This is a genomic window from Pontibacillus salicampi, from assembly GCF_042434395.1.
Lineage (GTDB): Bacteria > Bacillota > Bacilli > Bacillales > BH030062 > Pontibacillus > Pontibacillus salicampi.
The window spans coordinates 56,904-82,770 of sequence record NZ_JBHLTP010000008.1 but is presented as its reverse complement, the minus strand read 5'-3'; the positions used below and the strand labels follow the sequence as shown (position 1 = coordinate 82,770).

The 25,867-nt window shown below is 38.2% G+C and carries 29 protein-coding genes; 8 read left to right on the top strand and 21 right to left on the bottom strand.

Annotation, left to right across the window (positions count from 1 at the left end; genetic code table 11):
• Window positions 1-24: 24 nt before the first annotated feature.
• The gene (locus tag ACFFGV_RS10005) at window positions 25-498 is read left to right on the top strand and encodes a divergent PAP2 family protein (protein ID WP_377347299.1); all 474 of its coding nucleotides are present in this window, start codon (window positions 25-27) and stop codon (window positions 496-498) included.
• A 216-nt stretch (window positions 499-714) separates the two neighbouring features.
• Here the strand turns inward: ACFFGV_RS10005 and spsC are convergent, their stop codons facing one another.
• The 3 genes from spsC to ACFFGV_RS09990 all read right to left on the bottom strand — a co-directional run bounded on the left by spsC (window position 715) and on the right by ACFFGV_RS09990 (window position 3,383).
• The gene (spsC, locus tag ACFFGV_RS10000; protein WP_377347296.1) at window positions 715-1,413 is read right to left on the bottom strand and encodes a stationary phase survival protein SpsC; all 699 of its coding nucleotides are present in this window, start codon (window positions 1,411-1,413) and stop codon (window positions 715-717) included.
• A 232-nt stretch (window positions 1,414-1,645) separates the two neighbouring features.
• The gene (locus ACFFGV_RS09995; RefSeq protein WP_377347443.1) at window positions 1,646-1,957 is read right to left on the bottom strand and encodes a YuiB family protein; all 312 of its coding nucleotides are present in this window, start codon (window positions 1,955-1,957) and stop codon (window positions 1,646-1,648) included.
• Window positions 1,958-2,159: 202 nt separating this feature from the next.
• Complete coding sequence (locus ACFFGV_RS09990; protein WP_377347294.1) at window positions 2,160-3,383, bottom strand: NAD(P)/FAD-dependent oxidoreductase; 1,224 nt, start codon at window positions 3,381-3,383, stop codon at window positions 2,160-2,162.
• 328 nt (window positions 3,384-3,711) lie between these two features.
• On the opposite strand from ACFFGV_RS09990, the gene ACFFGV_RS09985 reads away from it, so the two are divergent.
• A complete protein-coding gene (locus ACFFGV_RS09985; RefSeq protein WP_377347292.1) occupies window positions 3,712-4,701 on the top strand; it encodes an NAD(P)/FAD-dependent oxidoreductase in 990 nt (329 codons plus the stop codon).
• Window positions 4,702-4,745: 44 nt separating this feature from the next.
• On the opposite strand, the gene ACFFGV_RS09980 is transcribed toward ACFFGV_RS09985, so the two are convergent.
• The 4 genes from ACFFGV_RS09980 to ACFFGV_RS09965 form a co-directional block, all read right to left on the bottom strand.
• Entirely contained in the window at window positions 4,746-5,300 is a 555-nt protein-coding gene (locus ACFFGV_RS09980) for a hypothetical protein (protein ID WP_377347289.1), read from the bottom strand.
• A gap of 693 nt (window positions 5,301-5,993) precedes the next feature.
• The gene (locus tag ACFFGV_RS09975; RefSeq protein WP_377347287.1) at window positions 5,994-6,230 is read right to left on the bottom strand and encodes a HesB/IscA family protein; all 237 of its coding nucleotides are present in this window, start codon (window positions 6,228-6,230) and stop codon (window positions 5,994-5,996) included.
• Window positions 6,231-6,335: 105 nt separating this feature from the next.
• Window positions 6,336-6,908 (bottom strand): hypothetical protein, encoded by a 573-nt coding sequence (locus ACFFGV_RS09970; RefSeq protein WP_377347285.1) that lies wholly within the window; start codon window positions 6,906-6,908, stop codon window positions 6,336-6,338.
• Between the two features lie 55 nt (window positions 6,909-6,963).
• Entirely contained in the window at window positions 6,964-8,091 is a 1,128-nt protein-coding gene (locus ACFFGV_RS09965; RefSeq protein WP_377347283.1) for a hypothetical protein, read from the bottom strand.
• Between the two features lie 189 nt (window positions 8,092-8,280).
• Here ACFFGV_RS09965 and ACFFGV_RS09960 point away from each other — a divergent pair, with 189 nt between their 5' ends.
• The 3 genes from ACFFGV_RS09960 to ACFFGV_RS09950 all read left to right on the top strand — a co-directional run bounded on the left by ACFFGV_RS09960 (window position 8,281) and on the right by ACFFGV_RS09950 (window position 10,652).
• Complete coding sequence (locus tag ACFFGV_RS09960; RefSeq protein ID WP_377347281.1) at window positions 8,281-8,595, top strand: hypothetical protein; 315 nt, start codon at window positions 8,281-8,283, stop codon at window positions 8,593-8,595.
• Between the two features lie 171 nt (window positions 8,596-8,766).
• Window positions 8,767-10,002 carry a YHYH domain-containing protein gene (locus ACFFGV_RS09955; RefSeq protein WP_377347279.1) on the top strand — a complete coding sequence of 412 codons (1,236 nt, stop codon included), beginning with the start codon at window positions 8,767-8,769 and terminating at the stop codon, window positions 10,000-10,002.
• Between the two features lie 14 nt (window positions 10,003-10,016).
• Entirely contained in the window at window positions 10,017-10,652 is a 636-nt protein-coding gene (locus ACFFGV_RS09950) for a GRAM domain-containing protein (protein ID WP_377347277.1), read from the top strand.
• A gap of 243 nt (window positions 10,653-10,895) precedes the next feature.
• Here ACFFGV_RS09950 and ACFFGV_RS09945 read toward each other — a convergent pair whose 3' ends face one another.
• Together ACFFGV_RS09945 and ACFFGV_RS09940 are read right to left on the bottom strand one after the other, a co-directional pair.
• Window positions 10,896-11,861 carry a hypothetical protein gene (locus ACFFGV_RS09945; RefSeq protein WP_377347274.1) on the bottom strand — a complete coding sequence of 322 codons (966 nt, stop codon included), beginning with the start codon at window positions 11,859-11,861 and terminating at the stop codon, window positions 10,896-10,898.
• 47 nt (window positions 11,862-11,908) lie between these two features.
• Entirely contained in the window at window positions 11,909-13,105 is a 1,197-nt protein-coding gene (locus ACFFGV_RS09940) for a thermonuclease family protein (RefSeq protein WP_377347272.1), read from the bottom strand.
• Between the two features lie 357 nt (window positions 13,106-13,462).
• On the opposite strand from ACFFGV_RS09940, the gene ACFFGV_RS09935 reads away from it, so the two are divergent.
• Window positions 13,463-13,753 (top strand): hypothetical protein, encoded by a 291-nt coding sequence (locus ACFFGV_RS09935; protein ID WP_377347270.1) that lies wholly within the window; start codon window positions 13,463-13,465, stop codon window positions 13,751-13,753.
• 374 nt (window positions 13,754-14,127) lie between these two features.
• Here the strand turns inward: ACFFGV_RS09935 and ACFFGV_RS09930 are convergent, their stop codons facing one another.
• Both ACFFGV_RS09930 and ACFFGV_RS09925 read right to left on the bottom strand, forming a co-directional pair.
• Window positions 14,128-14,268 (bottom strand): hypothetical protein, encoded by a 141-nt coding sequence (locus ACFFGV_RS09930; protein WP_377347267.1) that lies wholly within the window; start codon window positions 14,266-14,268, stop codon window positions 14,128-14,130.
• Between the two features lie 80 nt (window positions 14,269-14,348).
• Window positions 14,349-14,711: a HesB/IscA family protein gene (locus tag ACFFGV_RS09925; RefSeq protein ID WP_377347263.1), complete on the bottom strand. Its 363-nt coding sequence runs from the start codon at window positions 14,709-14,711 to the stop codon at window positions 14,349-14,351.
• Between the two features lie 180 nt (window positions 14,712-14,891).
• On the opposite strand from ACFFGV_RS09925, the gene ACFFGV_RS09920 reads away from it, so the two are divergent.
• Window positions 14,892-15,596, top strand: a complete 705-nt coding sequence (locus tag ACFFGV_RS09920) for a DUF2225 domain-containing protein (protein WP_377347261.1) — start codon at window positions 14,892-14,894, stop codon at window positions 15,594-15,596.
• 41 nt (window positions 15,597-15,637) lie between these two features.
• Here ACFFGV_RS09920 and lipA read toward each other — a convergent pair whose 3' ends face one another.
• From lipA to ACFFGV_RS09900, 4 genes are all read right to left on the bottom strand, one after another.
• On the bottom strand, window positions 15,638-16,585 hold the full coding sequence (gene lipA / locus ACFFGV_RS09915; protein ID WP_377347259.1) for a lipoyl synthase: 948 nt from the start codon (window positions 16,583-16,585) through the stop codon (window positions 15,638-15,640).
• A 36-nt stretch (window positions 16,586-16,621) separates the two neighbouring features.
• Window positions 16,622-17,440, bottom strand: coding sequence for an octanoyltransferase LipM (gene lipM / locus ACFFGV_RS09910; RefSeq protein WP_377347257.1), 819 nt, complete (start codon window positions 17,438-17,440; stop codon window positions 16,622-16,624).
• 158 nt (window positions 17,441-17,598) lie between these two features.
• Window positions 17,599-17,835 (bottom strand): YuzB family protein, encoded by a 237-nt coding sequence (locus tag ACFFGV_RS09905; RefSeq protein ID WP_377347441.1) that lies wholly within the window; start codon window positions 17,833-17,835, stop codon window positions 17,599-17,601.
• 95 nt (window positions 17,836-17,930) lie between these two features.
• Complete coding sequence (locus ACFFGV_RS09900) at window positions 17,931-18,254, bottom strand: DUF1462 family protein (RefSeq protein ID WP_377347255.1); 324 nt, start codon at window positions 18,252-18,254, stop codon at window positions 17,931-17,933.
• Window positions 18,255-18,448: 194 nt separating this feature from the next.
• Between ACFFGV_RS09900 and ACFFGV_RS09895 the strand changes: the two genes are divergently transcribed.
• On the top strand, window positions 18,449-18,670 hold the full coding sequence (locus ACFFGV_RS09895; RefSeq protein WP_377347253.1) for a NifU family protein: 222 nt from the start codon (window positions 18,449-18,451) through the stop codon (window positions 18,668-18,670).
• Window positions 18,671-18,790: 120 nt separating this feature from the next.
• Here ACFFGV_RS09895 and ACFFGV_RS09890 read toward each other — a convergent pair whose 3' ends face one another.
• From ACFFGV_RS09890 to ACFFGV_RS09865, 6 genes are all read right to left on the bottom strand, one after another.
• Complete coding sequence (locus ACFFGV_RS09890; protein WP_377347249.1) at window positions 18,791-20,044, bottom strand: dicarboxylate/amino acid:cation symporter; 1,254 nt, start codon at window positions 20,042-20,044, stop codon at window positions 18,791-18,793.
• A 179-nt stretch (window positions 20,045-20,223) separates the two neighbouring features.
• Window positions 20,224-21,147 (bottom strand): homoserine kinase, encoded by a 924-nt coding sequence (thrB, locus tag ACFFGV_RS09885; RefSeq protein ID WP_377347246.1) that lies wholly within the window; start codon window positions 21,145-21,147, stop codon window positions 20,224-20,226.
• Window positions 21,144-22,205 (bottom strand): threonine synthase, encoded by a 1,062-nt coding sequence (gene thrC / locus ACFFGV_RS09880; RefSeq protein WP_377347242.1) that lies wholly within the window; start codon window positions 22,203-22,205, stop codon window positions 21,144-21,146. Before thrC ends, thrB begins: the two co-directional genes overlap by 4 nt.
• Window positions 22,205-23,506, bottom strand: a complete 1,302-nt coding sequence (locus ACFFGV_RS09875) for a homoserine dehydrogenase (protein WP_377347239.1) — start codon at window positions 23,504-23,506, stop codon at window positions 22,205-22,207. Before ACFFGV_RS09875 ends, thrC begins: the two co-directional genes overlap by 1 nt.
• A gap of 272 nt (window positions 23,507-23,778) precedes the next feature.
• A complete protein-coding gene (locus ACFFGV_RS09870) occupies window positions 23,779-24,747 on the bottom strand; it encodes a 2-hydroxyacid dehydrogenase (RefSeq protein ID WP_377347237.1) in 969 nt (322 codons plus the stop codon).
• Window positions 24,748-24,818: 71 nt separating this feature from the next.
• Window positions 24,819-25,799, bottom strand: a complete 981-nt coding sequence (locus ACFFGV_RS09865) for a YutH/CotS family kinase-like spore coat protein (RefSeq protein ID WP_377347234.1) — start codon at window positions 25,797-25,799, stop codon at window positions 24,819-24,821.
• Between the last annotated feature and the right edge of the window lie 68 nt (window positions 25,800-25,867).

Genomic DNA, 25,867 nt, shown 5'->3' with positions numbered 1-25,867 from the left:
TTGCAGAAAGGATGAACGACTAGCATGGAACTCTTCTCCAATTTCCCTCTCTGGGCTGCGTTAACAGCTATAATCTTTGCCCAGGTAGTAAAAATCCCTATTCATTTTATTGCATCAAGGCGGTTCAATCCCGGTCTTGCCTTTTCCACAGGCGGTATGCCAAGCAGTCACTCTGCTGCTGTTACCGCATTGGCTACAGCGATCGGATTAACGGATGGTCTTGATTCTAATATATTTGCTGTTGCATGTGTTCTTGCTATTATTGTAATGTTCGACGCAACAGGAGTCAGAAGGCAAGCTGGAGAACAAGCAATTCTTCTTAATAAGTTGGCAAAGGATTTCACCCATATGGTAGAAGAAGCACGGGTTTGGAATAAGAAGGCTGAGTATGAGAAAAGAGAAGAATTAAAAGAATTATTAGGACATCAGCCCATCGAAGTGTTCTTCGGCGGTATTACAGGAATCCTTATTAGCATTGTATTATTTTTACTAATTTGATCCCGCTAATATGGCTCAACGCAGCATTAAACATTGGTGTTTATGAGAGCCAATATACAAAAAAGGGCTGCAACATAACAATAATCCCCATTCTATCGGGATAGTAGTAGAATAGAAATGTACACAGAAAAATCCGAACTAACTTGAATCCTCAAATGAAGATTACTATTAGTAGTTCGGATTTTTTATAGGCTAAACCACTTCTGGTCCACCCCTTTATTTACCTTTTATTTGCTGGCGGAACACTTGTAATGCTTCGTCCTCATTCAACAGTTCAAGCTCTTCCTCTGTTAAGGACCCATTTCCTTTTTTCACTACATATACTTCTACCGTTTTCTTACCCCAGTGGTTATATACATCGTCTACTGTTTCGTAATATAAATCAATCTTATTCCCTTTTATTGCTGAGCCTTTGTCTGCTACCACTCCATACCCATAATCAGGTATAAATAAAATGGTTCCAATTGGAAATACACTTAAATCCGCAGCAATTGTAGAATATAAATCCCTTTTCACCTTCACCCCAGAATAAGTAATTCCATACATAGGATGACCAGGGTTCTTTCCTGTCGATTCTACTCCCGCTGTGTACCCAGTTGCTAAAACAGCTACAGTTGGGTAATTAGAAACATCAATCGCATCACCTAGCTTCTTCGGCGCTTCCACCTTCTCATTCGAAATATAGGTTTGGTTGGCAGCAATGTGCTTCAACCCCTTCATCTCTAAAGCCGTTTTCTTCCATACATGTTCCATAAAGGAAGGTTTTTCTTCATATGTTATTTTGCTTTGTTGTTGTAGCCAGGCGCCTATATCAAAGGCAGATACATTCGTCACAGATGTAAACGTCGTACTAAGTGCACCTATAAACAATAGGGACATGACAAATCTCTTTACAAATGTTTTCGTTTTATTCAATAGATAACACCTCTCTGAGTGTCATCCTTTCCAATTTATCTTGAAAGTATTCATATCCACTATCAAATTTTCAGAAAAATAAGCAAACCAGTACCCCTCCATACAAACCTCTTTCTTCCGTACCCCTTCACTCTATTCCATTCATGCTATACCATTTCACCCATTTTTTTCATAAAAAAAAAGCCACTATTATTCAAAATGAACAATAGCGGCCTTATGATTAATACACTAGTTAAAACATCTGGTAGCCTCGGACCCGAAGCATTTTAATAATAATTCCCGATACAATCGTACCGGCTAACCCAGATGAAAGAATAACAATATCAACTATCTGAAGATTAACGAGATGACTTCCCGCCGTTTGAATAGACTCGCTGAAGGATAGAAAATAGTCAGCTGTCGATATATTATCTACAATAAACACTACAATGATTGGATATATAAAAGCTAACAACCATGTTTGTCTAAGCAGCATATTTATTAAAAAAGCGATTCCGAAAAACAATACAAAGAACAATAAAACAGACACAACAGCTTGTATGATATTCAATGATGCTTCCTCCCTATATTCCGACCCAATACTATTTCTCATGTTATTTTATAATGATTACCAGAGAAAAACAAGTCGATGCCTAATAAAATATGAATACGGTTTCTCCGTTAATTCGTTTAAGGAAGGAAATTTGGATTTTAAAAAACTTGTAGAAAAACGATGTTTTTCTACAAGTTATGCTAATCTACTCGTATTATTTAGTAAAAATGTTGAATTTACCTTTTTTAAGTAATAGTCCAACACCGCCAAGTTTTAATAAATAGCGGTTATCAATAACTTTCTTCATTACGGAAGCTGTCCAGCCAAATAATTTCTTACCGCCGAATACGACACCAATAGCTTGGCCTTCTCCAAGAGAAGCAACCGTTCCTTTCAAGTCTGGGACGAACTTCTCAAGGTGATCTCCCCCATTAATCAATGTCTTGATATTATGAGCGGTGGTTTCTGCTTCCTGGATAGCGATTTGAGCAGTTGGAGGATAAGGACGATCATTTTCTTTATCCATTACAAGCGCACAGTCTCCAATAATAAACACATCGTCATATCCTGGTGCACGGAGGTCGTCTCCTACTTTCACACGGCCGCGAGCGGATTCAAAGCCAGCTTCTTCGACGATAGAATTACCACGAACACCTGCAGCCCAGATTACATTAGATGATGGAATTTCTTCGCGCTGCTCATCCTTCTCCACAATAATGCTGTTGTTTGTAACTTCCTTCAGCATGGTACCTAGCTTAAATTCAACGCCCTTCCCTTCAAGAAGGTTCATAGCGTATTCCACAAGTTCCTCATCAAAACCTGGGAGAGCAGTTGGTGCAGCCTCTACGTTTAAAATGCGAACTTTCTCTCTTGGAATATCATATTCCTCACAAAGTTCCGGTACACGATTTGCCAATTCCCCAACAAATTCGATACCAGTAAAACCAGCTCCGCCTACTACAATATTTAATAATTCCGGACGTTCTTCTTTCTCATTATTATAACGAGCAAAGTTGTATTCAATGTGCTCGCGAATAAGGCGGGAACTATTAATATTACTAATCGTAAAGGCATGCTCTAGAAGTCCTTGAATACCGAATGTGGCAGCTTCGAATCCAAGTCCTACAATTAAGTAATCATACGTGAGCTCCCCATTCTCAAGCTTCACTTTCTTCTCATCCTGATGAATGGAAACAACCGTATCTTGAACAAGATTAACTCTGTTCAAATCTACAACGTCGCTAATTTTAATGCGAGTACGATCCTGGTGAAGAGTACCAGCCGCATTTTCATGTAGCCACGTTGTTTGATAATGGTAATTATGCTTATTAACTAATGTAATATCTGCTTCGTTTGCACCAAGCATTTTCTGTAGCTTAACGGTAGAAATCATTCCGCCATAGCCTGCACCAAGTATGACTATCTTTGGTCTGTTCATACATATCACTTCCATTTACTAAAGATTTTCTTACACCCCAACGTCCAGGTGCGTGGATGTCTTGTGACTCAATTCACGAAATCTTGCACAAAAAAAAGGAATACTGCATACTATAATAGAATTGTCATAATTTCGTAAAACATTTTCTAGGGAATATCTTAGTCGTTTTGACTCTAATTTTCAACCCTTTAAGGAGAATTTGTCGACATTCAGACATTTCTAATATTTTATTTTTTATTATATCCTAATTTTTTGGTATTATAAATTCTGAACGTCTATGTTTATGATAAAATAACATTTATATAAATAAGGAATTGGGGGAATCAGTGTGTCTGAACAAGTATATGACATAACGATAATCGGTGGAGGCCCTGTTGGCTTGTTCACAGCTTTCTACGGTGGCATGAGACAAGCAAGCGTGAAAATTATCGAAAGCCTTCCACATTTAGGCGGGCAGCTCACCGCATTATATCCTGAAAAATATATCTATGACGTTGCAGGCTTTCCTAAGGTGCGTGCACAGGATTTAGTAGATAACCTAACAGAGCAAGCAAACTATTTCGACCCTACCGTCGCTTTAGGAGAATCTGTAGAGAAGGTAGAAAAACTAGAAGATGGAACATTTAAAATGATTACAAATGAAGGAGTCCATTACTCTAAAACGATCATTATTACAGCGGGTAACGGGGCTTTCTCTCCACGAAAATTAAAAATTCAGGACTGTGAACAATTTGAGAGCAGTAACCTTCATTACCATGTCGACGATATGAAGAAATTTGCCGGTCAGAACGTTATGGTATGTGGAGGCGGAGATTCTGCAGTTGACTGGTCCTTAATGCTCGAACCAATTGCCAATTCTGTAACACTCGTCCATCGTCGTGATAAGTTCCGTGCTCACGAACACAGTGTTGAGCAGTTGAATAATTCTAGTGTTAACATCATGACTCCTTACAATCCAGAAGAGTTAGTAGGAGAGGATCGCATTGAACAAGTTGTTTTAAAAGAAGCGAAGGGTGACGCTACCCACACTATCGATGTTGATGCACTGATTGTAAATTACGGCTTTGTTTCCTCCCTTGGTCCCATTAAAGAGTGGAACCTGGAAATTGAGAAAAACAATATTGTCGTAAATTCCAAGAGCGAGACGAACATCCCTGGCATTTATGCAGCTGGCGATATTTGCACATACCCTGGAAAGGTGAAGCTTATTGCCTCTGGATTTGGAGAAGGTCCAACAGCGGTAAACAATGCAAAAGCTTACATCGATCCAAAAGCAAAAGTACAGCCAATGCACTCTACTAGCCTGTTCGGCCAATAGTATTATAGTAAAGGAGCTGGGAGATAGAGTTTCTCCCAGCTTTTTTATGCAGATTTGTCTATTTGATAATTTGCAATTTCGTAGGTTCCTTCATTCGCCTTGAAAGTAATGGTCATCGTGTATTTCCCGTTTGCATCTGTTTCATTTTTTTGAACCAAATCATAGGACGTTTCCGATTTTTTGTTTAACGTATAGTTTTTATCTGGATTGAGAAATGGCCCTAGCTTGTCTGGCTTCACATACAGGCCATCCTCCTTCTCTTCATACAACTCCTTCACTAGTTTCTTTGCTAAATCTGTTGAAGCTGTCTCCTCCACATACGTTGTTAATTCTTCAATTGTATCGTACTCTACAACCTTTCCCTCTTCATTTACACGAGGCTGTAGCCTTGTTTCGAAGTCAGTCATTAGCTCTTCAGCCTTATCCTCTGTGAGCTTCTTTATATCCTCTCCGCTCTTATCTTGTTCTGTTTTATTTTGTGATTCTTCATCTGTTGGTGTAGAAGAATCCTCTTTATTACTGGTTCCTTCTGACGCACAGGCGGTTAATGCCATTGCACTTCCAAGACATATCGCTAATAGCCCCATCTTTATTCTCATCGTACGACCTCCTTGAAAAAACGTTGTACATTACCATTTCACTGGAATTGGATATTGAAACTTCAGAATGGAGTTAGAGGAGAGTGTATGTAAATACGGTAGGTTAACAATATCCGGATAAAAATTCTTCTTGATGTTCTATTTATGAACGAACTTGGTTAAAGACCCGAGTTGATGTTCCATATGATGGGGAGATAGTGGAAGACTTGGATTCGAGATAATTTGGAAGGAGTATAGAAAGAGTAGTTGATTGGGCTGGAATCACTTCGCTTTCCTACGGACGAACGGCTGAGCCTCCTCAGTCGGCAAAGAACGCCGCCTTCCGGGGTCTCTGCTCATTCGTTTTTCCGCGGGAGTCTCCGTGATTCCAGCCCAATCAACGCTAAAAGGAGCTTTCTTTCTTTTAGCTTCGAGAACCACTCAAATAGGCTCAAAAGGAAGTTCACCTAAAAGCGCTACATCCTATAGCAATGGTGAACGACCCCACGTCGTGTGGAGTCGTAGGAAAGCGGAGCTATTTCCGACCACTCAACTCGCCTTTCAGCAAGAGACCAACCTTATCTCGCCTTCAAGTCTTCCATATGGGCGCTTATATAAAGCGACAGAAGCTGTTAATAAAAAACCCTTCTCCAATAGTAAATATACTATCGAGAAGGTATAGTCCACAGCTATAAAAATGTTTACTGTTCTAAATTAACAATTCTCATCCGGTGAACCTGCATTTGTTGCCGTCTTGAAGGATGAGCCACAACCGCAATTAGCGATGGCGTTCGGGTTATCGATAGTGAATCCGCCACCCATCATGTTTTGCTTAAAATCGATAATAGTTCCTTCTACAATAGGAATGTCCTGATTGTGCATAACAACTGGAATACCGTTTATTTCAAATGTTTTGTCTAACTCTTCGTTCACTTCGGAATCAAAGCCCATAACAAGGAAAGACCTGTGCAGGGTTAAGAATTACGTTGGGGGTTGATAACTACACGCTTCAATGATTGTAAATGTCGTTAACTAAATAATACCCAACTATATTATTTAGTTCAACTCATAAGCAGTTTTTAACAATAAATCTTTCAATGTCTCTATTTCTATCTTTGAAAAGCTGTCCTTCTTAGCTAGTATAAAAATATCGTCAGCATTTTTGTTTAAGTTATTTATACCTTCATTATTAAGCCTTAATAAGTATTGTTCAATGAAATATTGCATTGTGTAATTGACGAGTACAAAACACCCTTTTCGATAGCTGTACTTATCTACGTATGTTGTTAACGTTTCAAAATCATTTTTGATTTCATCTCTGTCAAATCTAATTTTCACTTCAATTATAATAAGGTTATTTTCATTAGTCCCATAATTATGTAAGACAAAATCTGGATTTCTTTGTAATTCAATTTCATTATGCCCTCTTTTATCAATCTCTCCAGACAAAATGTACCTATCTAGTTCATAATTCTTTTGGATTAATCTCATTTGATGGTAGAATTCATAACAAAAAACCCTTTCTCGAACTATTACTTCAGTTTTATCTCCACAACTTGTTATAACATTAAAGAAATCTTGATGGATATTATTAATCGCTTTTGATAAAAATTGCGTATAATAATCCATAGTATAGTTACCCCCACATTCATATAAAGTTATTGTTGCTACTTCTTTACCTAAGTTATGCGTTTTGAGTTTTAGGGACTATTTTTCTTGCTTTATCAAAAAATAGATTTGGTCTCCAATAATTTTGCAAATAAGGTAAAACAAATTCAGTACCTGCTGAAGCTACAATTCCCATTGGAGCATTTAGTATTCCTACACTTTGAATAGCAAGAAAAGTTAAAGTTTTTGTAGGAAGATCAATGTTATTAGACATACTCATTTGTTTTGCAACTTCCTTTGTGAAGTTAACCTTTTTAGTTACACAGCGATCTGTAGTAGAATCAAGCCATACTCTAAGCACTTTCCCATTTTTACTTTCCCTTAGCTTTATTAAGTCTTCTATAGATAACATATTTGATGCAACTGCTTCTTTAATGTTAGGAAAGTTATTGATTTCACATAGCTCTAAGAAATTATCGCTTAAATCTTTGACTTTATGATTTTCGAAAACTGTTCCAAGTTTACGCTTCAAAAAAGGTTCTAGCTCTCTTTCACAACTTACTTCTCCTAACACTCTAGATAAGAACAATTTTTGGTTAGTTTCCGCAATTATATGGAGTCCGAATGTCGCTAATTCAGTAACATTCTTTCTTTCGTCTTCTTTCAACTGTCTTTTCGGGTCAAAAATCACTCCTCCGTTATCTCCTCTAGCAAATTCAAAATTTGGTAGTTCGAAATAATCAACAACAAAATTCAATACTTCTTTTACATATGGAATGTTGTCTAAATCATATACACTTGCTTCTAACACTTTGCCATGGTCAACTCCAGTTTCTTCAATATTATTTAACACCTTATCTATTAACCCTTTAGAGTAAAATGGTTTAAGTGTCTTTTTAATAGACTGTTTTTTTTTTTTTTTATGTGTTTTTTCTTCATCATCAGTTAGTGAAAAAATAAATTTTTCTTCAGGGCTATTTTGTTGGCTTCCAATTACGTAGTGACTAGAATCATTAGTAAACCTTAGAATTCCATTCTCTAATAAATATTCTAGTGAATTCCCTCCTATATTTTTACTAATGACATCAAAGAAGCTTGGTATTGTTATATCTAAATACACTTCATCATAAAGCAACATACTCTCTCCTAGTAACGGTACTATTTCACTTTGAGTATTCGGGCTTATATAAACTTTCTTCCTCAAGATTCCAGTCCCACCTCTCCCACTTCAATTGGTTCTATGTTTTATTATTTGACACACTCACCAAAATACCTCCAAGAATTAATATAAACAAACATATTTGTTAATATAATGTAAATTAATGAGTAATAAGAAGGGAATAATGAAGTTCTGTCTAAATACTTATGTGACTATATTTTAGGAGATGATGTAATGAATGAACCAACAATTCACTTCCCGAACAATCTATTTGACTCAGCAACAGTTGAAGGAACATGTATCAGCTCAATGGACAAGAGTTTAGGTGTCGTTATTCTTTCAGCAAACGAACCAATCACTAACGACACTATTGTGAGTGTTTTTTCATTGGATTATGACTCACTCCAAGATGTTTATAACGTAGATAAAGAATTGGAGCACTTCAGATTTTTCGACTATGCTAATGCAAAGCAATTTATCAACCACTTACCACATATGTCTGCTATTGATTTAATGAGAGCTATGAATTTATCAGTACCACAATCGTAATTCTTTCAAGCAACTGCATTTGCAGTTGCTTTTTTTATATGACGATATTTTTGATATATAAGTTAAAAGACTATAGGTATTTTTCTTCTATTAATGTAAAAATTTTCTATGATTGGTGGGGATTTCAATGTAAAATAAGTAAGGACTATATTAATAAAAGGGAGATACGAGATGAAGGTTTTGAAGCAACTAGCATTTATTATGGTTATTATTTTAGCAAGCTTAAGCTTCCAAGAAGTTAGTTATGCCCATTCAGGAAGAACTGACAGTAGTGGTGGTCACAACTGTTCCTCCAAATCCCAAGCTAAAGGTCTATGTAGTGGTTACCATTATCATAATACTGGTAGTTCTTCCCACTCTAGCAACAGCACCAGTGGTCAATCAACTACTACCCCAAGTAGCACACAGTCGCATGACAAGGACTGCTCCGACTTCTCTTCTTATGATGAGGTTGTAGCCTATTGGAACAAAAAAGGGTATAGCAAAGACTATGATCCAGAACGTTTGGATGGTTGGGGTAATGTTGTTGATGATGGAATTCCATGTGAAGTCCCATCTGGGTATGACACTTCTAAAATCAATGGAAGCCCAGCTCAAGTAGCTAAGGTTGAAGAAGATAATGGAGAGGAAGACGGTCACTCGGTCGGCTATAAAGATGGATATGCTAAAGCAGCAGAGAACAGTGAAGCATCAAAAGGTTCAGAAGCATATCAAGAAGGATATAGCTCTGGTTATAGCAAAGGGTATGAAGAAGGCTTAAAGGAAATTGAAGCTGAAGAAAAACAAGCTAAAAAAGATGGTTATAACTTCGGGAAAGAAAACAATAAATTTGCTGTTCCATCTAAATACAAAAACAATAAAGTCTTAAGTACTTCTTTTTCAACAGGATTTGATGAAGCAATTGCAGAAAAAATTAAAGAAAAAGAGAAACAGTTTAATACAACTGGCTATGAGGACGGTAAGAAAGATAGCAAAAACATACCTGATGATCTAGAAGATAATTTCGTGAAAGCATATATGGATGGTTTTGAAAAAGGTCAAAAGGAACTTGAAGATACTTATATTCAGAAAGGCTATGACGATGCCTTTACTATGCTTAATTATAAAGAGCCTAACTTTAAACAATCTAGATATATAAGTTGGTATAAAGAAGGTTTTGAATCTAACAAAGAGGTCATCAAAATCCAAGAAACAGCTTATCAACAAGGACTAAGCGGTGAAGAAATGACTGTTCCAGATGAACATTCAAGCTCAAAAGAAATCTTTAGCCACTATTATAATGAAGGTTTTACAGAATTCAAGAGAGAACAGAAGGAAGACACTGTAGTCACATTACTATTTTTAGGATTTATATCTCTGGGGTGGCTAGGTCGTCGTTACTACGTAGCTATGAAAATGATTGCATAGGAGTGGAGAGTTAAATGGGAGTGTATAGAACAGTTTGCTACAAGGTAGAAGATGCTTTTATTAAAGTGATAGCAAAAAATAGTGACCCTAATGAAGTGAATAATAAGGTCCTAACATATAGACAAGATAAAGAAGAACAAAGAAGAACAAAGAAGCAAGAAGCTCAAGCTCGTGCTATTGAAAGAAAAAAACAACAGGAAATGAAGAAAGAAAAGGAGCATCAAGAAGTCAAATCATTGTTAACTAAACTTGTAGATTTAGAGCATACAGGCTACACGAACTATGAATACGATGAAGTTAGAAAGAATAGTGTCTTTTTTCGCAAGTTATTATCACATATTTTTGATAAGGATGAAAGAGGCTTAACTTTTATCCAATGTGAGTTCGACAAAACTAAGAATAAAGAGATTAAAGGCTATTTAATCGCAACCAATTACAGAGTATGGTTTGTTTCAAAAGATTTAGAATTCAGCCAAAAATTGCGATATCAAACTATTAAAGAAGTAAGACCATTCAAAGATAGCTTGCTTGAGAAAGGCTTATTTATACAGTATGGAACAAAGAAACTTGAGTTTGATGAAATCTTTGATAAAGAACAATTTAGAAAGCTTATTGAAGTTTTAAATAAGCAATTAACTCAATTTCAATAGGTTATAGTTATAACATAGCCAAGAGCGTGTAAACAATATAAGTCACACTCTCTTGGGTATGTGTTTGTCCACATTACTATAAGAAAACCAAAAAGATTATACATTATTAATATCTTTTTCTTCTAATTTTTCAAAGAACCATAGGTTTTCTTCTAAAGCCTCATCAGTTCTCTTCCTTAATCCCCTATCTATTTCTCCTAAATAATTTTTAGATAAACTCTCTAGAGCGTTTTACTATAAAATCTATGTGTCCTCACCAGCAGTAAACTCTAAGTTTTTTACATCGCTTATGTTAATATCATATCTCTCATACCTCGCATTATTTATTCCGCTTCTCTTCATATAATACTTATTCTCATAAATGTAGTTATTCTCAATTTGTATTATATTAATGTTCTGTTGTTCCACCTTATAATTATTTGTTACATTAGAATTTGGCTGTAAAAACTGCATAATAGTTAGTATTACTGCTAATCTATTTAATATTACCCAGATGTACTGTGGATTAAGTGTGTTAGAAACTTTAAACACATTATTAAATAATTCAACTAAATTACTCATCATAGATTCTTCATTATATTCTTCTTTTTCTTCTTTAATAATAAAACCATCTAAACTTCCAGGCTCATTTGTTACTAAGTTACCTTGGACACCTTCAAGTAGTTGTTTGCTACTATCTATAATTGAACCAAGTTGACTCCAATCCATATCTTTTTTATTAAATTCAAGTAATGACTTTTGAAATTTATCCATAGCTTCTCTGACGTAACTTGATGTTATCTGTTGTTGTATTAGTACATCTCCTAATGATGATTGTATTGCAAGACTTTCTTTTAAGAAATTATTGCTTATCGTTCCATTAATAAAGCGGTAGGTAGCTTTTTGATCAGAAATAGCATCTCCAATACTTGCACTTAGGTTCATATTATTAAATAAATTTATTGTATTAAAATTTGATTTAACAATATTTCGGATTGCTTCTTGCTGACTAATTAATACATCTCTTATTGGTGAACTAATCTTTGGCATTTCTATAGAATTAAATTTACGTATTGTGTCACGTATGCTTTGCATTTCCCCTTCTTGTTGTGCTAAAAATTCACTTATCGTAACATTAATGTCTTTGGCATAATTATATTCTTCAATTCTGTATGCTTTACTAACAAGTAGGTCTTTTTGTGGCATTATTAATTTGTATCTTCTCTTCAAGTTTATACTCCCCCATTTTCTTAGTAAGGTAATATTCTACTTTACAATTAAGGTAAACTTTCACATGCTAAACCATCATTATCGTTACCATCTAACCTATGCGGGTCACTTGCAGGTCCACCTGCAGCTTCAAAAAATGCTTGTGCCTCTGCATGTGTATCAAAATCCCCACAGTCTCTATCAGGACCATTTGGATTGTATTTTAAATTTGAACTACTATCACTTTTACTAGATTGTTGTTGAGTGCTTGAGCTAGTTTGATTGGAGCTAGATTCATTACTAGAACTATTATATTGAGAAGCACTAGCTGTTTGGGTTTCTTTCTGTTCAGGGCTATCAAAACCATCACTAGTTACATATCCATTTATACTCCATATACCTTTACCTTGGCTCATAGCTCTGTCCTGAGTCTTCATATACTCACTCGAATGATTATATGGTGGGTCATAAACGTATGCATAACGACCTAGTCCCTGCTCCAAAAGCATCTGGTTAAACATCTTTCCATCCACCCATATGTAAGCAAGAAGACGATCATACTTGTCACGTTTAGGACCATCATATTCAAGTTTGATTTGCTTTCCAGATAGCTTTTCCATTGCAAACTGTGACGCCTCTGGACCAAACTTTTGAACAGGCTTGCTTGGGTGTTTTGTTTCTGGTGTATCTACTAGTAACAGCCTTACCGTATCTTGTTTACCGTTCACATTGACATCAATTGTATCTCCATCAACTATACCAGTGACGGTTGCAGAGACCTTTCCATTATCTTCATTAAAAGCTTTTTCTGATTGTTTTGATGGTTGTTTTAATGGTTGTTCGTCGCTCTTTTCCGCTTCGTCATTGCTGTTGTCGTTTTCTGACGAAGCATCTCCCTTAGTATCATCACTTGATTTATCCTGCGCTTCTGCTTTTTTCTTATTTTCAATACCATCTTTAGTGGTTTCATCTTTTTGATTTATGTCTTCTGCGTTTGTAGCTTCTTCTGAAGCACCAACTTCTTTATTATTCTCTTTTGTTCCTTCTTCAACTTCTTGTTCCGATTCAGAATCATTACTAGAAGCCTGTGAACCTAAAGAAGCTGGCGTAATGCCTATAATGATGAAACAAATTATAATGAAGACTATTGCTATTTTTCTACTTGGAATTGGTATGATTTTAAATAAATTGAGATGACCTCTAAATAAAGCAATAAAAGCCCCAAACAAGATTATTAGTATAATAAGTTGAAAGATGGTGTACATAAGTATCCCTCCTTATTTATTTACCTATAGCTGTCGTTTTGCTTTAGCTTTGCTAAACAGCCCCTTAAAGTTGTCAGTCATTATCAATTTCCTTACAAACAATCAGAATATGAGTTAATTATACCATTAACACATTATTCATTTACATAAAATTGGGAAATAAATAGATTCTTATACTTTAAAATGGAACTTTAGGAATATTCGCTCGCTTAATTTTAAAACAACCTGTAGCTATTACAGAGTGAATTTTACATTTACAGGAAAGGTAATGAATAACTTTTATAGAAAAGAGTAGTTGAGGTATATTTCATATTTATGGAACTTATACAATATTTTTTAAGGGAGTTAAATAAATAAATGAGTTTTAACGCACTTGTCTTAAATGTAATGATAGCATCTCCATCAGATGTTAATAATGAAAGAGAGGAGGTCGAAAATACAATAAATAAATGGAATAGTAAGTTCGCTGAGGATTTGGGAGTAATATTACTCCCTAGTCGTTGGGAAAATGATGTTGTACCTACATATAATGGAAACGAAGCACAAGAGGTAATTAACCACCAATTGGTTCAAAAATGCGACATCCTTATTGGTGTGTTCTGGACTAATAGGTACTCCTACTTTTTAGCATTACTCAGGAACACTTGAAGAGATAAATATATTCTTTGGACAACGGAAGGAGGTAATGGTTTACTTTGTAGACAAAAACATATCTAGAAACATGGATTTAAGTGAGGTTCATAAAGTAGATAGTTATAAAGAAGAGTATGGAAATAAAGGTGTTTACGCTACTTATGATCCAAGTAGAATTGAATACCATTTATATCGTATAGTTGTTTCTGAAAGCCCAACATCTTGGTTCTCACTTTTTATAAATTTATGCCCAGCGTACTTTTGAGCATAATATTTACAATAATTAATATAATCTCTAAATACTTGGGGAGTAAGTTCATCCACTGTTTCAACTTCATAGTTTTCCTCTAACCACTTTGTAAAGTACCCCCATGTTTTACGATTATCACTTAAAGTTTTTCACGTAATCCTTCTGCACTTTTTCCTGCAATCACCATATCCAAAGCTTGATCCAGAGTGAGTTTAGGGTATTCCTTCTTATTTGTCATTTTCCCTACTGGTTTACGTTTCTTCCGCTTGTTTAAAGACATAAAAAAACCTCCTCGGATAGTTAGACATTTACTATCGAGAAGGTATAGTTCACAGCTATAAAAATGTTTACTGTTCTAAATTAACAATTCTCATCCGGTGAACCTGCATTTGTTGCCGTCTTGAAGGATGAGCCACAACCGCAATTAGCGATGGCGTTCGGGTTATCGATGGTGAATCCGCCACCCATCATGTTTTGTTTAAAATCAATCGTTGTACCTTCTACGATTGCTAAATCTTGATTATTCATGACTACAGGAATACCGTTTATATCGAATGTTTTGTCTAATTCTTCATTTACTTCGGAATCAAAGCCCATCACATAGGAAAGTCCGGTACAGCCTCCACCTTTAACACCAAAACGAAGCCTCGGGTTTTCTGTTTCCTCGTCCTGCATCATTTCTTTGATTTGAAGGCTTGCGTTATCTGAAATATGAATAGCCATTTGCATTCCTCCTAACTTACTTCTTATTTACAGTATACTAACATTTTTAGAATGTATCAATTTAAGCACACTAACTTCATCTCATAACACTTTCCTCTCCTGAGTCAAAAGTAATTGAGTTACCTCCTGACATATAGTAAATTAGAACTAAGTGAAACTATTACTTAAGGAGGTATTCTGATGGAAGGGATCCAGCCTCTCTATGACAAACAAATCACCTGTCCCTTTTGCTCCAATACCTATCATACTAAAAGGGTGAGGTCTCGTTTCATTAAACCACTTCATACAGACGCTGATTTTTGTACGACGTACGAAGACGAAACACTCAGCCCATTGCTATATGGTGTTTATGTATGTCCTTCTTGTGGGTATTCCTTCTCCGACCAGTCCACCCCCATCCTTGCTAAACAAGATAGGGAAAGACTTAATAGTCAATTAGTCAATAGATGGGCCTATCAGGATTTCAGTGGAGAAAGAACGGTAGAGGATGCTGTACATACGATTAAGCTAGCTATATATACCGGGTCCCTAAAAAAGGAAAAGGCAATTGTACTTGCAGGGTTGGCTTTACGTTTAGTATGGCTCTACAGAAAACGTAATGATCATATTAATGAAAAAAGATTCATCCACTTGTCTGAAAGGTTGTACAAACAAGCTTACGCAGAGGATGATGCACTTGCGCATGGTATGTCCCCTCTAAAAATACTGTACTTAATTGGTGAGTTAAATAGACGCTTAGGGAATGACAAAGCTGCCATACAGTATTTTTCCAAGGTCGTTGATAATAGAAAAAACACTTTTGACCCGAAGATAATAGAAATGGCCAGAAACCAATGGTATCTTATTCGAGACAAACGGAAAAGGTCGTTAAGAAGCTCTGGATAATAAAAGAAACGTCCCTGCCTAAGAGACGTTTCTTTTCATAATTAAAAGTTTAATGTGTCTAGCTTTTCTTCTCGATTTTCTTCATACCCTTTTGCATACTTCATCCGACGCTGAAGGGATGTTTCATTTACTTGCTCATCCGCATGATAGGAAGAACGAACAAGTGGGCCTGCCTGGCAATGCTGAAATCCTTTTTCTAAAGCGATTTGACGAAGCTCTTCAAACTCATCTGGATGGTAATATCTCTGTACCTTTAAGTGCTTTTTCGTAGGCTGTAGATATTGTCCAATCGTCATAATATCTACATCATGAGCTAGTAAATCGTCCATTGCTTGAAGGATCTCTTCCTTGGTCTCTCCAAGCCCCACCATTAAACTGGATTTCGTTGGCGTTTTAGGAGCTATCTCCTTTACCCGCTTTAATAATTGTAAAGAACGATCGTATGTCGCTTTTGAACGGACTCTAGGCGTAAGGCGTCGTACGGTTTCAATATTGTGGTTAAAGATATCTGGTCCTGCATTCATCAAAGTGTAAAGACTATCATAATCCCCCTTCATATCAGAAGGTAAAACCTCTACTGTACAACCTGGCATGCGGCGATGGATAGCTTCTACTGTTTCTGCAAAGATCCCCGCACCACCATCAGAAAGATCGTCACGAGCAACCGCTGTTACAACAGCATGCTTTAATTCCATTAATTCCACAGATTCTGCTACCTTTTCTGGCTCCTGTCGATCCAGTTCATTTGGTAGTCCTGTCTTAACCGCACAGAAACGGCACCCTCGTGTACATGTATCCCCTAGAATCATAAAAGTGGCTGTTTTACGTTCACTCCAGCATTCATGGATGTTTGGACATTTTGCTTCTTCACAAACTGTATGTAAATTTCTTTCCCGCATAATTTTTTTCAATCGATTATACGACTTGTTCGTTTTAATATCAATCTTTAACCAATCCGGTTTACGAACGTGTTCTTCTTTTTTAGCCATGTTCTCACTTCCCTTTCTTTACTTTAATTCATTGCCTTAACGAGAATAGTTCCAATCATCAGCTAAATAACGTTCATTCATTAGCTTTTGTACTTCCTGAAGTTGATCCTCTGAAAGTGTAAATGGCTTAAACTCGACGTCCAGACCTTTTTCAAACCCTTTTCGAAAAGCATCTTTCACTTCGTCCACATCAATATGCCTCGCTGCTACTTCATTGATGGCCGCTGCTTTAGTGCCAAATGCTTTCCGCGCACGCTCCTTCACCCGTTCATTCGGATAAATAAACAAATCAAATAAGGTTACCTCATCCACTTCAATAGGTATGGAGCCGTGTTGGAGTATGACTCCCTTTTGACGAGTCTGGGCACTACCTGCCGCTTTTCTACCTTCGACAATTAATTCATACCAGGATGGTTCATCAAAGCATACGGCTGAGCCTGTTTGTTCGAGCTTTCCCTCTGGAACAGAGAATTCCGCTTGGATGCCAAGCTCCAGAAATCCCTCTAATAAACCTTGTGAAATGACCCGATAGGCTTCTGTTACGGTGGACGGCATTGTTTCGTAATTTTCTGACACAATCACGCTGTAGGTCAGCTCTTTGTCGTGCAATACAGCTCTCCCACCTGTAGGACGACGAACTAATTCAAAGCCATGATTATGTACCGACTCCACATCTATTTTCCCTTTAAGCTTTTGAAAATATCCAACTGACAGCGCTGCAGGCTCCCAGCCATAAAAACGTAGTACAGGAGGTATTTCTCCGTTACTGTGCCATTTCAACAATGCTTCATCTAAAGCCATGTTGAAGGCTGGAGAAGCATAGCCTGAATCAATAAAATACCATGTATCTTTCATGCTGAGCCTCTTTTCATCCAATAACTTTACTAAGGTAAAACACTACAGAATATTTTAACAAGAGTACTAGTACGCTGTAAATATTTTAACGTTTTGAAAACTTATAATAATAAGATAACACTTCCCACAAAAAAACGCGATGGTATTTCCATCGCGTTTTAGAACAGGGGATTCTCTTCTAAATGCTGATATACGTTCTGAACTAGTTCTTCTGGGGTTTCAGCGGTAACTCGATCCCCATTTACAAGCGCAAATAACGATTGCGCGCACAAGCCACAATGGCTTAAACAACCATATTCTATAACATCAAGTTCCGGATCCTTATCCAGCTCCTCTAGAGCTCTTTGGGACCCGCTTGCTAAATTATTCATACAAAACTCAATAATCGGATTCAATAATTTCACCTCAACAGTCCTAAAGTGATTGAATCCCCTACTCAATCATACATATTATCATAGTACCTTGGAAAAAGAAAAGATGGGTGCTCGAATTATGACACCGGTTCCAAACCTGTGTCCTGTAATGCTGCATAAATGGATTTTAACCTGGGATTCCCCTCCCCAACAACTTCTCCATTCACTACAACTAGCGGATAAAAGTACTCCTCATCGACAATTCTTTGGATATAGTACCGATGCTCTTCCTCCGTATGCGGATGGTCGATATCGATATAAACGAATTGAACTTCAGTACTTTCAAATTTCCTGCTAATGGCAGCTTCCAGCCAATCATAAGTTTCTCTTGCACTTGGCAGGTTAACACAACTTGCACATTTTTGCTCTGCCCCATACACCGTTACAATCGCTTTCCCCATCGTATTTCCCCCTTGTTGTTATTTATCCCTTCATTCTATTTTACAAAATGTACAAAAAAAGATAAAATGAAAATGGTTCTCAGTAAAGAGTAAATAGAAGAAATATCATTTTTTGTCGCGTCAAATAACACGATACAATAGATTTTTACAGCTTTACCTTTTATAATAAAGATAAGGAAAGGAGAAGATGGATAATGACTGAACAAGTACAGGAAGTTTTAAATAAACTTCGTCCATTTTTACTACGAGACGGCGGTGACGTTGAGCTTGTAGATGTGGAAGAAGGTATTGTGCGTCTTCGTCTAATGGGTGCGTGCGGTAGCTGCCCAAGTTCTACCATAACGCTGAAAGCAGGAATTGAACGTGCTCTTGTAGAAGAAGTTCCTGGCATTCGCGAAGTAGAACAAGTATTTTAATATATTTTAGAACACATAGAAGGAACAAGCTCCATTAGAAATACGGAGCTTGTTTTCAAACTAAACCGTTTAAAATAAACTCCTGGTCCATGACCAGGAGTTTTCTAATGAGTTTCGATGTTAAGAGGAAGTGGTAGCTCCATCTTCTGAGGAAACAGTAGCATACTCATCTCTTCCTTTTTCAGAACGGGCTATAATATAGGCTGCTGCTGCATCACCTGTCACATTGACAGAAGTTCGGCACATGTCTAACAAGCGATCGACAGCAAGCACTAGTGAGATTGCCTCTACTGGCAGCCCTACAGCCGTAAGCACCATGGACAGCATAATGAGTCCTACACCTGGAGCACCTGCTGTACCAATACTAGCAAGAGTTGCTGTTAACACTACTGTTAACAATTCCCCAATTCCAAGGTTTATCCCGTACATTTGGGCAATAAACATAGTAGCTACTCCTTGCATTATCGCTGTTCCATCCATGTTTATTGTCGCACCCAGAGGTTGGACAAATCCGCTCACACTTTTTGGAACATTTAATTTGTCCTGCAAGGTGCGCATAGAGACTGGCAATGTCCCTGAGCTGCTTGAAGTACTAAATGCTACAATCATGGCTGGAGAGAACTTCTTAAAGAACTCAAACGGGTTAATCTTGCCTAGAAGAGATAGTGCAGAGCCATACGTTACAAGTAAATGAACGAGCAATGCGACTAAGACGACAAGCATATACTTGAACATTTTCAAGAGGGCATCTCCCCCCTGACTGGCAATAGCCTCCCCAATTAATGCGAAAGCGCCATAAGGTGCAAACTTCATAACTATATGCACAAGATACATAAGTAGTTCATTAGCCTGCTCAAACAGAGTATAAATTCGATTTCCTTTTTCCCCAATTTGAGACAACCCAAAGCCAATTATAATGGAGAAGGCAATTACTTGCAGCATTTCTCCCTGAGCCATTGCATCAATTGGATTAGTAGGAATAATATTTAATAGCGTATCCACAACAGAAGGTGCTTCCTCTGCATTAAATTCACCAGCTTCAATAGGAGTACCGCCAGCACCTGGTTGGAAAATAGCTCCGAGAGAAAGGGCTAATGTCAGCGCAACTGCTGTAGTAACAAGAAAGAAGGCAATCGTTTTAAATCCAAGTCTCCCAAGCTTCTTAGGATCGCTTATCCCCGCCGTTCCAAGCACGAGAGAAACTACTACTATTGGTACTACTAGCATTTTTATGAGCTTGACGAAAATTTGCCCAAGTGGAAATAAGACATATTGCTGTAATACATCCTGCACACTTCCTCCGATGGCATTTAAGCCTAAACCGACTATAATACCCAATACCATACCAATTAATATCTTTTTGGTTAAGGACATCTTTAAACCTCCAAATCTACTATACTTTAACGTTGTAAATGAGTAACGATAACATTAATTATATAAGGTCAATACCATAAGCTTCAACATTATTTCGACAATTTCGCAAATGGGAATTACAGTAAACCACATACAAAAAGGGTGGTTCCCGCAGTTGCTCCACGGAAACACCCTTTATGCTAGGATTTCATCTCATTGGAATTTTCTACTGTCATTATTTCTAACCCTTGCTGGTCTTCCTGTAACACTTTACAGGAGAAAGCTGGATACGCTGACTGTACCCGCTGCAAAATCTGCATAGATGTAGAAGCATCTACAAGGGAAAGTATGGTAGGCCCTGCGCCACTTAAAAACGTCCCAAATGCTCCATTTGACTCTAGCCATTGTTGTAATGATTCGAAATGGGGAACTAATGGCTTGCGATAGGATTGATGAAAGCGATCCTTTTCCATCATTCTTCCTGCTAATGCCCAATTCCCTGTAGCAATTGCTGCAACTAGTACATTTGCTACAGAACTAGCAGCTACAGCATTGGAATAACTCATTTCCCTTGGCAACACACTTCTTGCCTCGCTCGTTTTTAATTCCTGCTCCGGAATCATAGCGATGAATCGACATGGTTCGATCGACAACCGTTGGTAGGATACCTCTTTTCCGTCATAATGGGCAACGACACATCCTCCCACAATGGAAGGCACAACATTATCTGGATGCCCTTCCATATCAGTAGCAAGCTGCACTTTCTCCCATTCTGACAGCTGCAAATCGTAAGCATGATTAGCCAATTCAATACCACTAACGATAGCTGCAGCACTGCTTCCTAGTCCTCTAGCAAGTGGTATGTCATTGGACACTTTTACTACATAGGAAGGAAGCTCTCCTCGATTGTACCGTGCTCCTACTTCCTCTGCCGTCTTTCGAATTAAATTATCTGACTGATCGATAATCGTTTGTAAATCAGGTGTTCCTGCAATAAACTCCATCTTATCTGAAGGTACAATGGTCAGTTCTAAATACAGATTTATCGCTACACCAATAGAGTCAAAACCTGGACCTAGGTTGGAGGTGCTGCCCGGTATTCTAAATGTTAATTCGTGAGTCATGAAGGAACACGCCCTCTAATGGCTGCTATAACTTCTTCGCGATCATTTGGAAGCACCACAGGCTGAAGGGTACTCGTATCAATAGCTGTTTGAGGGTCTTTTAATCCATTCCCTGTAAACACACATACAACAGACTCCCCTTTGGCTATCTCCCCAAGCTGTACTGACTTCCATAGCCCAGCTAAAGAAGCACACGATGCCGGCTCAGCAAAAATCCCCTCTGACCTGGCAAGCCACTGATACGCTTCTACAATTTGCTCATCACTCACTTCATCAATTTGCCCGGATGATTCCTCAGCAGCTTCCACTGCCTTGTCCCAGCTGGCTGGATTTCCAATTCGAATAGCCGTTGCTAACGTTTCGGGCTGCTCAATGACTTGATTCCGAACAATGGCAGCAGATCCGCTAGCTTCAAACCCTCTCATAGTAGGAAGGCCTGTTTGGTGATGCTCATGATACTCTTTAAACCCTTTCCAATAAGCTGTAATATTTCCCGCGTTTCCAACAGGAATGCATAAATGATCAGGAGCATGGCCAAGCACATCACATACTTCAAAGGCACCCGTTTTCTGTCCTTCAATTCGATATGGGTTAATAGAATTAACAAGCGTAAAATCATCAGAGGCTCCTAACTCTTTTACGATTTCCAATGCCTCATCGAAATTCCCCTCAATAGAATACACCTCCGCACCATACATTACGGCTTGAGCAAGCTTTCCCTGGGCAATTTTCCCTTCTGGAATGACAATGACACACCTTATGCCAGCTCGTGCAGCATAGGCTGCAGCAGAAGCAGAAGTATTTCCTGTAGAGGCACAAATAACGGCTTTCGCCCCTTCTTCTACCGCTTTAGCCATAGCCATCACCATACCTCTATCTTTAAAGGACCCTGTCGGATTTGCTCCCTCCACTTTGGCATAAGCATCGATTCCGAGCTCTTGAGAAACCTTTTCTAACGGAATGAGTGGTGTATTCCCTTCTCGTAACGAAAAGAGAGGAGTTTGACTTGTTACAGGTAAATATTGTTTGTATTGAGAGAGTAACCCTTCGTATGCCATTACTGTTCTTCCTCTCCTTCTACTCTATAGTAGCTATGGATGCCTCTAATAACGCTCAGACTTTCCAGCTTCTTTAAAATGTCATCAATTTGCGCCCGGCTTGCCTGGTGGGTCACAAGGACAATTTCAGCAGTTTTATCATTCCCTTTTGGCATCTGAATGATCTTATCCAGACTTACATCGTGTGCAGCAAATTCTGAGGTGATAGCTAGAAAGGTTCCTGCCTCATCTTCCGCTTCTAAACGGAAAAAGAATTTAGAAAATACTTCATCCAATTCCTTTAGATTTTTCTGATATTGAGGATTAACGGAGGAACGACCTGTTACACCAAGGCGAATATTCTTCACCACATCCATTAAGTCGGAAACTACAGCAGTAGCTGTTGGCAGCTGACCAGCTCCCGGCCCATAAAACATCGTTTCTCCAACTGCATCTCCATACACGTAAACTGCATTATATTCGTCTTTTATAGAAGCAAGCGGGTGGCTATGTGGAACAAGTGTAGGCTGTACACTCATCTCAATCTTGTCTTCTCCTCTTGCAGCTATGCCTAGAAGCTTAATGGTATAACCAAGCTGCTCTGCATAGGCCAGGTCATCATAGGACATCCCTCTTATCCCTCTCACGTCCACATCACTTAAATCTACTGGCATGGAAAAAGCAAGTGTGGATAGCAAGCTTACCTTCCTAGCTGCATCAATACCATCAATATCAGAGGACGGATCAGCCTCAGCGTACCCTAGTCGCTGAGCTTCTTCTAAGACATCCTCAAACGTCCGCCCCTCATCCATCATTTTCGTTAGAATATAGTTCGTTGTGCCATTCACTATCCCCATAATTTTGTTAATTCGGTCTGATGCCAAACCATCCGTTAACGAACGGATAATCGGAATTCCACCTGCTACACTCGCTTCATATCGAACATCACACTGGTTTTCGTTAGCTAATTGCAATAAAGGCGCACCATAAACCGCCATCATATCCTTATTGGCAGTGACGATATGTTTTTTATTCTGCAGCGCCTTCTCTAATACTTTATACGTACCATCGATGCCTCCCATAACCTCCACTATGACATCGATCTCAGGATCCTCAACAAGCTCCTCTACATTTGAAGTTAACAGCGCGGAATCTACCGCTTCATCTCGTTTCTTGTTCACATCATTCACTAATATCTTCTTTACTTCAATGGGACACCCAACTTGATGTACAATATCTCTCTTATGGTTTTCTAAAATTTTCACTACACCTGAACCTACTGTACCAAGTCCGCATAACCCTACATTAATTGCTTCTTGCATTGTGTCCCCTCCTGTGTATTTCTCAAATGTACATATGTTTATTTATAAGGGACATTATATAATTCCTGTCTCAAGAAAACAATAGTAATTAGAAAATTTATTATATTTTTACAATAGGGGTGGATACAATGAAGAGATTATTTTTTATCTCTACTAGGAGGAGTGATATTACACAATGGGATGGGGTGTAATTTTTTTCGCTATGCTATGCCTCTTTTCATCCATGTTAAGAAAAAAAAGCTGTCGATGTTCTCGACAGCTTAAATCCAATATCATATGGTAACTTTCGTTTTCGGTTGTTTGTTATCTAGTACAAGCTGGATATTTTCCAAGCATAGCTTCATCATATCCTGCCTTGTTTCAATGGTCGCTGAACCGATGTGTGGCAGGGCAACTACTTGGGATAGGGAAAGGAGCGGGTGGTCGTTATGGATTGGTTCCTCTTCGAACACATCCAAGCCTGCCCCAGCTATTTGTCCCTTCACTAGTGCTTCATACAAGTCTTCCTCCACAACATTTGCTCCTCTGGAAGCATTAACAAAAATGGCCGATGATTTCATACGTTGGAAGGATGCTTTATGAAACATATGCTTTGTCTGCTCTGTCAGTGGTGCCAGGCAGACCACAAAGTCAGAATGCTCTAGTAACTCATCAAATGAAGCGTAGGTTGCGCCTAATTGTTGTTCTGCTTCTTCATCGTGACTGCGGTTATGATAGAGGATATTCATATGGAAGCCTTGGGCTCGATGAGCTACCGCTTTTCCTATTCTGCCCATACCAACAATCCCAATAGTTTTATGGTGAACATCTTGTCCTGCTAATAGGAGCGGTGCCCAGTTACTCCATTTATCTTCTCTCACATAATCACTTGCTTCCAACAGCCTCCTTGCTGTTGCCATAAGCAAGCCAAATGTTAAATCCGCAGTCGTTTCAGTCAAAACATCTGGAGTATTTGTTACGGTAATCCCGTGCTCATGTGCTAGATTGATATCAATGTTGTCATAGCCTACAGCTAAATTTGCTATCGCCTGTAAACGGGGAGCGTTTTCCAACACTTCCTCGTCTATATGGTCGCTAAGCATGGTTATAATAGCATTAGCCTTATTTGCTTCAGCTAATAAGGTAGAGCGTTCTACCGGTTCTTCCGTTTTGGGCCACATATGGATATCCAGTGAAGAACGAAAGGGCTCGACAATGGTTTCTGGTAAGGTGCGAGTAATAAATACATAAGGTTTAGACATAATGTTCCCTCCAATATGCTAGCTCTCTCTATAGAATAGCATAGCTAGGAGTAATATATCTAAACGGAAGGCTACCAATCCAGCACAGGGATATGCAATCTCTTAGCATCTAATTGAACCTCATCGAAGAACCGCTGCAATAAACGATAATAGACGACCTGATTGGTTAGCTCCTGTTTTAGCATGTACTCCGCACGATTATTTGGTACTTGATCCTGGTGGAAGCAATAATCCAGCTGGTCGAGTAAATGAACGGGTAAGATTAATCTAGCATACACTAGACGCCATCCAAAAGCAGAAAGAGGACGCTGCTGTTCGTATCCTTCCATGAAAGTCCGCACCTCTTGAAATCCGTTCTCCTGCTTTTCAAAAAGCGTAGCTCTTATCCATTCTGCGATATCTCGTGCTGGATGGTCATATACCATAGTATGAGACCATATCGTTTGCTGGAGATTTTTTGGTAGGAGCCTTTGGGCTGTAAATGCACCTTGATCATACTCCCCGTATCTCCAATCCTGTTCACTCTCTTGTAAATATTGAATAGCGTTCTCCATCACTCCTTCTAAATAAGGATATGTTTCAATAAATAGCCTTTGAAAGGAGGATGCTGGGTGTGCTCCCCATTCCCGCTTATATACATTTGTCCAAGCATCGATTTTTTCCTCCCATAATGCTTTCCATTGTCCATAACGGGAGATATGCTGGGGCTGATACGGATATTGAGAGCCAAGATGGTGGTATTGAGCAAGCAATGTACCGTGTGCTGAATCTTTCGGCAATGTCATTCCTGTACGAACGAGCATATAGTCTCGTCCGTTAATGGTTGCCTTCATATCCCCATTTTTGGTGAAGAGAGGAAACGTACTGTAAGTCCATTGGTTAGCATGCAGAAACTCACACAATGACCTCTGCTCTAAAGCTTCCTCTTCCGTTAAGTGGTGTCCAGGCACTATAGTAACTGGTCCTTCCTGAGTATCAAAGCTTCGGTAGCCAAAATACTTCCATTCCCTTCCAAGCATAATATTGTACTGGGATTGTATATCTTCTTTCATTTTCCGCACCTGCCTTCTAAATTTCTCCTTAATAATATCTTTATGTATAATAGACAAAAGAAGAACAA